Genomic DNA, 6,496 nt, shown 5'->3' on the forward strand with positions numbered 1-6,496 from the left:
AGAGGCGGCCTTTTTGCGTCTACGGTCCAGTCTCTCCCGGCCCTGACCGTCCTCGCCGACCAAAAAACCGCTCCAGTTCCTTTATACTCAACTCAATTGCCCCGTCACCGCGATCGAGACGACGACGCTCTCTTCGCCCAATCGCGCCGGGTAGCCTTTCAGGAGGAAGCAAGATGATGCCTGTCGCTGCGGTAATAAGGAGACTCGCCTTGCCGGTGGTGATAATTCCGCTAGCCCTGACGCTTGGCGCCTGCAGCCACCAGGCGGGGAAGGTGGCCTCAAAGCCCACCGCTGTCGCGGGGATAGCAGACCTGAGCAGGAGTCCGGAGCTCCTCGGGACCGGCAATGCCTGCTACGGCGACCTGGTCGCCGACTTCGAACGTCACCTTTTCTCACCTTGGACGCCGCAGGCTCCCATTCTCCGTCCTGACCGGAAGATTGCTGACCTGAGCAGGATCCCGCAGAAGGTGGGAGCGCTTCCTGCGGTGATAAACGGCAGGGTCGGGATCGACAACGCCTGCCACGCCGAACTGACTGCCGACTTCGAGCGGCACTTCTTTTCCCCGTGGACTTCGAAGACACCGCTCTTTGATCCGGAAGAGGCAAGGGAGTACATGAAAAGGACGGTGAAGGGGGGCTGGTACGGGGTGAACAAGAGGACGGTTCCCCGTGAATTCCTGCGCCGGCTTCTGGACAACTGCGCCCTGGCCACCTTTCCTTCCCGCTCCGCCCCGGCCATTGCCGTGGCGCCGGGCCACCTCCGCGGTCTTCCGACCCCTCTGCCTCTCTACGAGCGTGCGGACGACGAGCCCTTCGACATGCTTTCCTACCCCCAGGTGAAGCTGAACGAACCGCTGCGAATCGTTCATGAATCCAAAGACGGTGCCTGGCTCTTTGTCGAGACTGCCTCGTCGAACGGATGGTTGGAAAAGCGCGATGTGGCGCTGGCGGACGAGCAACTGATCGAGCAGTGGATGCGCGGGCGGAGGCTCGCTATCGTACGGGACAATGCCCCCGTCTCCGACGGCAGGGAGATGGCCACTTTCCCGGTAAAGATCGGCACCATCCTGCCGTTAGCCGCCGAGAAAGAAGACTCATGGGAGGTGCTGGTAGCCTCAGCGGACGAGGGAGGCACGGCGAAGATCACGCGAAGCACCATTCCCCGCGATGCCGGAAGGCCTTTCCCGCTGCAGTTCACCGGCAGCAATGTCACGTTCATTGGAGACCAGATGCTCGGGGAGCCGTACGGCTGGGGGGAGATCTATGGCCTGAGGGACTGCTCGGCCCTGTTGCGTGACTTCTTCATGCCCTTCGGGATCTGGATACCCCGCACCGCGATCGACCAGATCAGCTCCGTCCCCAAGCGGTCCGACCTTTCCCTGCTCTCGCCCGGGCAAAAGGAGGCGTTGATCAGGAGCAAAGGAATCCCCTTCCTCACGCTCCTCTACAAGCGCGGACACATCATGCTCTACGCCGGTACCGACCGCGACGATCGTCCCTTGATCTTTCACGACTCCTGGTCCATAAAGGTCACCGACGGCCAGTTTCCTCGCAAGCAGATCACCGGGATTTCGGCGATCACGACCCTGACGCCGGGCGCGGAGCTGGGCCTGCCGCCTGGGGAATCGATCCTGGAGCTCCTTGCCAGGATGGGGACCATATCGCAGCGCTGCCGGAAGCTGACGGCAGCTCCCCAGCCGGCATCCCAATGAGAAGAAGCACTGCAGAGGCTTTTCGGCTGACCAGCAGGCGTGAAGTGTGCTAAAACTGTAACAGTTGCAGGACTTACGCTAGCCGGCGCCGATTGTGGCTGCCATATCGACTAAATGGTACCAATGAACCCATCAAAGATAGTCAAAGCTTATTTTCACAGCAGCATCTTCCGCTACCTGATCGCCTGCCTCATCGTCAGCCTTTCTCTCCCCCTGGCTTCAACGACCGCCTCCGCCGCCCAGGACCGGCAACAAGTCCGTACCATCATGGTCGGCGGGGACCGGGACTACCCCCCCTATGAGTACATCGACAAGGAGGGCCGCCCCGCGGGCTACAACGTCGAGCTCACCCGCGCCATAGCCGACGTCATGGGAATGAAGGTCGAGTTCCGCCTCGGGACCTGGTCCGAGATGCGGACGGCCCTCCAGAACGGGACCGTAGATGTCCTCGAAGGGATGTCGTATTCCGAGGAGCGCCTGGCCGAGGTCGACTTCTCCATCCCCCACACCATCGTCAACCACGCCGTCTTCGCCCGCAAGGACTCGCACAACGTCAACTCCCTCCAGGACCTGGAGGGGAAGGTGGTATCGGTGCATCGGGGCGGCATCATGCACGACTACCTGGTGAAAAACCACTTCCGCGGGAAATTGGTACTGACCGACACCCCGGCCGACGCCCTGCGCCAGCTCGCCGCCGGCAAGACCGACTATGCCATCGTCGCCATCGTGCCGGGGATGTACATCATCCGGGAGCTGAAGCTGAGCAACCTGGTCCCGGTGGTGCGCAATGTCGCCAGCCACCGCTACTGCTACGCGGTGGATAAGGGGAACGAGGAACTGATCTCCCGCTTCAACGAGGGGCTTGCCATCCTGAAGAAGACGGGACAGCAGCAGGCCATCTACGAGAAGTGGCTCGGAGTGCTGGATCCTGCCCCCGTCGACCTGTGGACCGTGGTGAAGTACGCGGCCGTGGTGGTCATTCCGCTGGTCTTGCTGCTGGGGGGGATCGCCCTCTGGTCGCGCACCCTCCACCGCGAGGTGGCGCTGCGGACCGCCGACCTGACCCGCGAGATCGCCGAGCGACGGCATGCCGAGGAGGAACTGCTCCTCAACCAGCAGCAGCTCCTGCAGGCCGACAAGATGGCCGCCCTGGGGATACTGGTCTCGGGGGTGGCTCACGAGATAAACAACCCCACCGGCATGATTCTCCTCGATATTCCCATCCTGAGGAGGGCCCACCAGGACACGGCGCGCATCCTGGAGGAGCATTTCCAGGAGCATGGCGACTTCAGCGTCGGGGGGGTCCCCTATTCCGAGATGCGGGAGGAGATCCCCCGGATACTGGAGGGGATGCAGGAGGGGGCCAAGAGGATCAAGCGCATCGTGCACGATCTCAAGGACTTCGCCCGGCGCGACGATGCCGGGGACAAGTCGCTGATCGACCTCAACGAGGTGGTGCAGACCGCCCTGCGCCTGGTCGACCCGACCATCAGGAAGTCCACCGCCCACTTCTCCACCAGCTTCGGGCTCTGGCTCCCGAAGATCCTCGGCAACGCCCAGCGCATCGAGCAGGTGGTGGTGAACCTGGTGCTGAACGCCTGCCAGGCCCTGCCGGACCGGGAACGCGGCATCGGCATCACCACCCTCTATTCGGCCGAGTCGAAGCGGCTCGAGCTGCGGGTGGAGGACGAAGGGGAGGGGATCGCGCCTGAGCACCTGTCGCGGCTGGCCGATCCCTTCTTCACCACCAAGAGGGACAGCGGCGGCACAGGGCTGGGGCTCTCCGTTTCGGCCGGCATAATGAAGGAACACGGCGGCACCATCGCCTTCGAATCCACCCCGGGCCAGGGGACCTGCGTCACCCTGACCTTTCCCCTTCCCAAGGAGGAGGCCGAATCATGAGCCAAAGCGCCTATCCGGGCTTCAAGATCCTGCTGGTGGACGACGAGCCGTCGTGGCTGCGCTCCCTCTCGCTCACCCTGAAGAGCCTGGCGGGAGTCAACAACCTGGTCAGCTGCGAGGACAGCCGCGAGGTGATGGGGCTGCTCGATGCCGGCGGCATTGGTCTGATCCTCCTCGACCTGACCATGCCGCACCTCTCGGGGGAGGAACTCCTGAAGAGGATCGGCGAGAGCCATCCGGAGATCACCACCATCGTGGTCAGCGGGCTGAACCAGCTGGAGACCGCGGTGCGCTGCATGAGACTCGGCGCCTTCGACTACTTCATCAAGACCGACGAGGAGGACCGCATAGTGGGCGGCGTGCTGCGGGCGGTGCGCATGGTGGAGATGCAGCAGGATTACCGGGAGATGTCCAGCCGCCTCGTTTCCGGGGAACTCCGCTACCCCGAAGCCTTTGCCGATATCGTCACCGCCGACCGCGGCATGCTGGCCATCTTCGCCTACCTGGAGGCGGTGGCCAGGAGTCCCCAGCCGCTGCTGATCACCGGCGAGAGCGGGGTAGGGAAGGAGCTCCTGGCCCGCGCAGCCCACGCCCTGAGCGGCTGCCGTGGCAAGCTGGTAAGCGTCAACGTGGCCGGCCTCGACGACTCGGTCTTCGCCGACACCCTCTTCGGCCACCTGCGCGGCGCCTTCACCGGAGCCGAGATCATGCGCAAGGGGATGATCGAAGAGGCCGCCGACGGTACCCTGTTCCTGGACGAGATCGGCGACCTGAGCATCGCCTCCCAGGTAAAACTCCTTCGCCTCCTCCAGGAGGGAGAGTACTTTCCCCTGGGAAGCGACCAGCCCAAGCGGCTCAAGGCGCGGATCGTCGTCGCCACCCACCAGAACCTCGCAGCCAAGGAGTCGTCCGGCTCCTTCCGGCGCGACCTCTTCTACCGTCTGCGGACCCACCAGGTGAAGGTCCCGCCCCTCAGGGAGCGCAAGGGGGACATCCCGCTCCTGCTCGATCACTTCCTCTCGGAGGCGGCGTCCGCCCTGGGGAAGAAGAAGCCGACCCCGCCCAAGGGACTGGCGCAGTTTCTCGCCACCTACAGCTTCCCCGGCAACGTCCGGGAACTCCGCGCCATGGTCTATGACGCGGTGAGTCTCCATCGCGACCGCATGCTCTCCATGGATGCTTTCGTGAAGGCCGTCGAGTCCTCGCAGGAAGCCCCCGCACCGGTGGCTCCCCCGAAGTCCAATCCCTTCGCCGGCTTCGCGGAGCTGCCGACCTTCAGCGAGGCCGCCTCCTTCCTGGTGATGGAGGCGATGGAGCGGGCCGGAGGCAACCAGACCCTGGCCGCGAGGCTGCTCGGCATCTCCCAGCCGGCGCTCAACAAGCGCCTCAAGATGATGAAATCTCAACAGGCATAACCTGCGGTTATAGCCATAGCCCCAGGTTATAACCGCCGCCAGCATCCGTAAATCCGCGCTTTTCGGCACTATCCCGCCTCGGGTCATAACCTCTCGTTATTCCACTTCTCACCTCGCCATCCCACGTTTATTGCATTTTTGCCTGGAATTGCAGCAGCTTATAATTTCATGAGGAGCTGGCATCATCCGTGCTCATGTAAAGGATGTTGAGGCAGGAAAACGATGGCAGTCGCGGCGGCAATGCCGCGCTCCAAATAAACGAGAGGTGAAAACAACAATGGCAATGTTCTGGATCCAGTTCGTGCTTGTGCTGGGAGCGATTCTGCTCGGCGTAAGGAAAGGGGGCGTGGCCCTCGGTCTCATCGGCGGCCTGGGCGTCTCCGTCCTCACCCTGGTCTTCAGGGTGGCTCCCTCCGAGCCCCCGATCGCGGTCATGCTGATCATCCTTGCGGTGGTCACCGCTTCGGCCACCCTGCAGGTGGCGGGAGGCCTGGATTACCTGGTGCAGTTGACGGAAAAAGTCCTGCGGGCGCACCCCAAGTACGTGACCATCCTGGCACCCCTCTCCACCTTCTTCCTGACCGTCTGCGTCGGAACCGGGCACGCAGTCTACGCCCTCTTGCCGGTCATCGCCGACGTCGCCTTGAAGACCAGGATCCGGCCCGAGCGCCCGATGGCCATCTCCAGCGTCGCCTCCCAGATGGGGATCACCGCTAGCCCCGTGGCCGCCGCGGTAACGACCTTCCTGGCCTTTTCCGCCAAGACCGGACATCCGGTCAGCCTCTTCCAGATCCTGATGGTCACCCTCCCGGCCGGCGTGGTCGGCGTCCTGGCCGCCGCGGCATGGAGCTTCAACCGCGGCAAGGACCTCGACCAGGATCCGGAATTCCTGGAGCGCATGAAGGACCCCGAGTTCGCCCAGTCCCTCCAAGCATCGGTCACCACCCTCGACAAGGAAGTCACCACCACCGCCAAGCTCTCGGTCGTCCTCTTCTTCACCGGCGTGCTCAGCATCATAGCCTTCGCAGTCTACCCGACGCTCCTCCCGCTGGTGGCCGGCAAGCCGATCCCGATGACCACCGTGGTGCAGTTCATCATGCTCGGCTTCGGCGCCTTCATCATGTTCGCCTCCGGCGTCAAGGCCAAGGACATCGCCCACTCCAGCGTCTTCATCGCAGGGATGATCGCCGTGGTCTCCATCTTCGGCATCGCCTGGATGAGCGACACCTTCGTCAGCGCCAACAAGACCTTCCTCGTCGACAAGATCGGCATGATGGTGAAGATCGCCCCCTGGACCTTCGGCATCGCCATGTTCTGCGTCTCCGCCTTCGTGAAGAGCCAGGCCGCGACCCTGATCATCATGCTCCCCTTCGGCCTGGCCCTCGGGCTGCCGACGCCGCTGCTGCTCGGGCTGATCCCCACCAGCTACGCCTACTTCTTCTTCGCCTTCTATCCGAGCGATCTCGC

At 63.5% G+C, this 6,496-nt stretch carries 4 protein-coding genes; all 4 read left to right on the forward strand.

Annotated elements, in window-relative coordinates; translation table 11 throughout:
- The first annotated feature begins 173 nt into the window (after nucleotides 1-173).
- Nucleotides 174-1,712 carry an NlpC/P60 family N-terminal domain-containing protein gene (locus tag AC11W3_RS03465; RefSeq protein WP_484092488.1) on the forward strand — a complete coding sequence of 513 codons (1,539 nt, stop codon included), beginning with the start codon at nucleotides 174-176 and terminating at the stop codon, nucleotides 1,710-1,712.
- A 123-nt stretch (nucleotides 1,713-1,835) separates the two neighbouring features.
- Entirely contained in the window at nucleotides 1,836-3,614 is a 1,779-nt protein-coding gene (locus AC11W3_RS03470; RefSeq protein ID WP_484090974.1) for a transporter substrate-binding domain-containing protein, read from the forward strand.
- Nucleotides 3,611-5,029 carry a sigma-54-dependent transcriptional regulator gene (locus AC11W3_RS03475; protein ID WP_484092489.1) on the forward strand — a complete coding sequence of 473 codons (1,419 nt, stop codon included), beginning with the start codon at nucleotides 3,611-3,613 and terminating at the stop codon, nucleotides 5,027-5,029. Before AC11W3_RS03470 ends, AC11W3_RS03475 begins: the two co-directional genes overlap by 4 nt.
- Nucleotides 5,030-5,306: 277 nt before the next feature.
- The coding region (locus tag AC11W3_RS03480) for an anaerobic C4-dicarboxylate transporter (protein ID WP_484092490.1) at nucleotides 5,307-6,496 on the forward strand (1,190 nt) is incomplete at its 3' end.

This window comes from Geomonas sp., assembly GCF_056994735.1.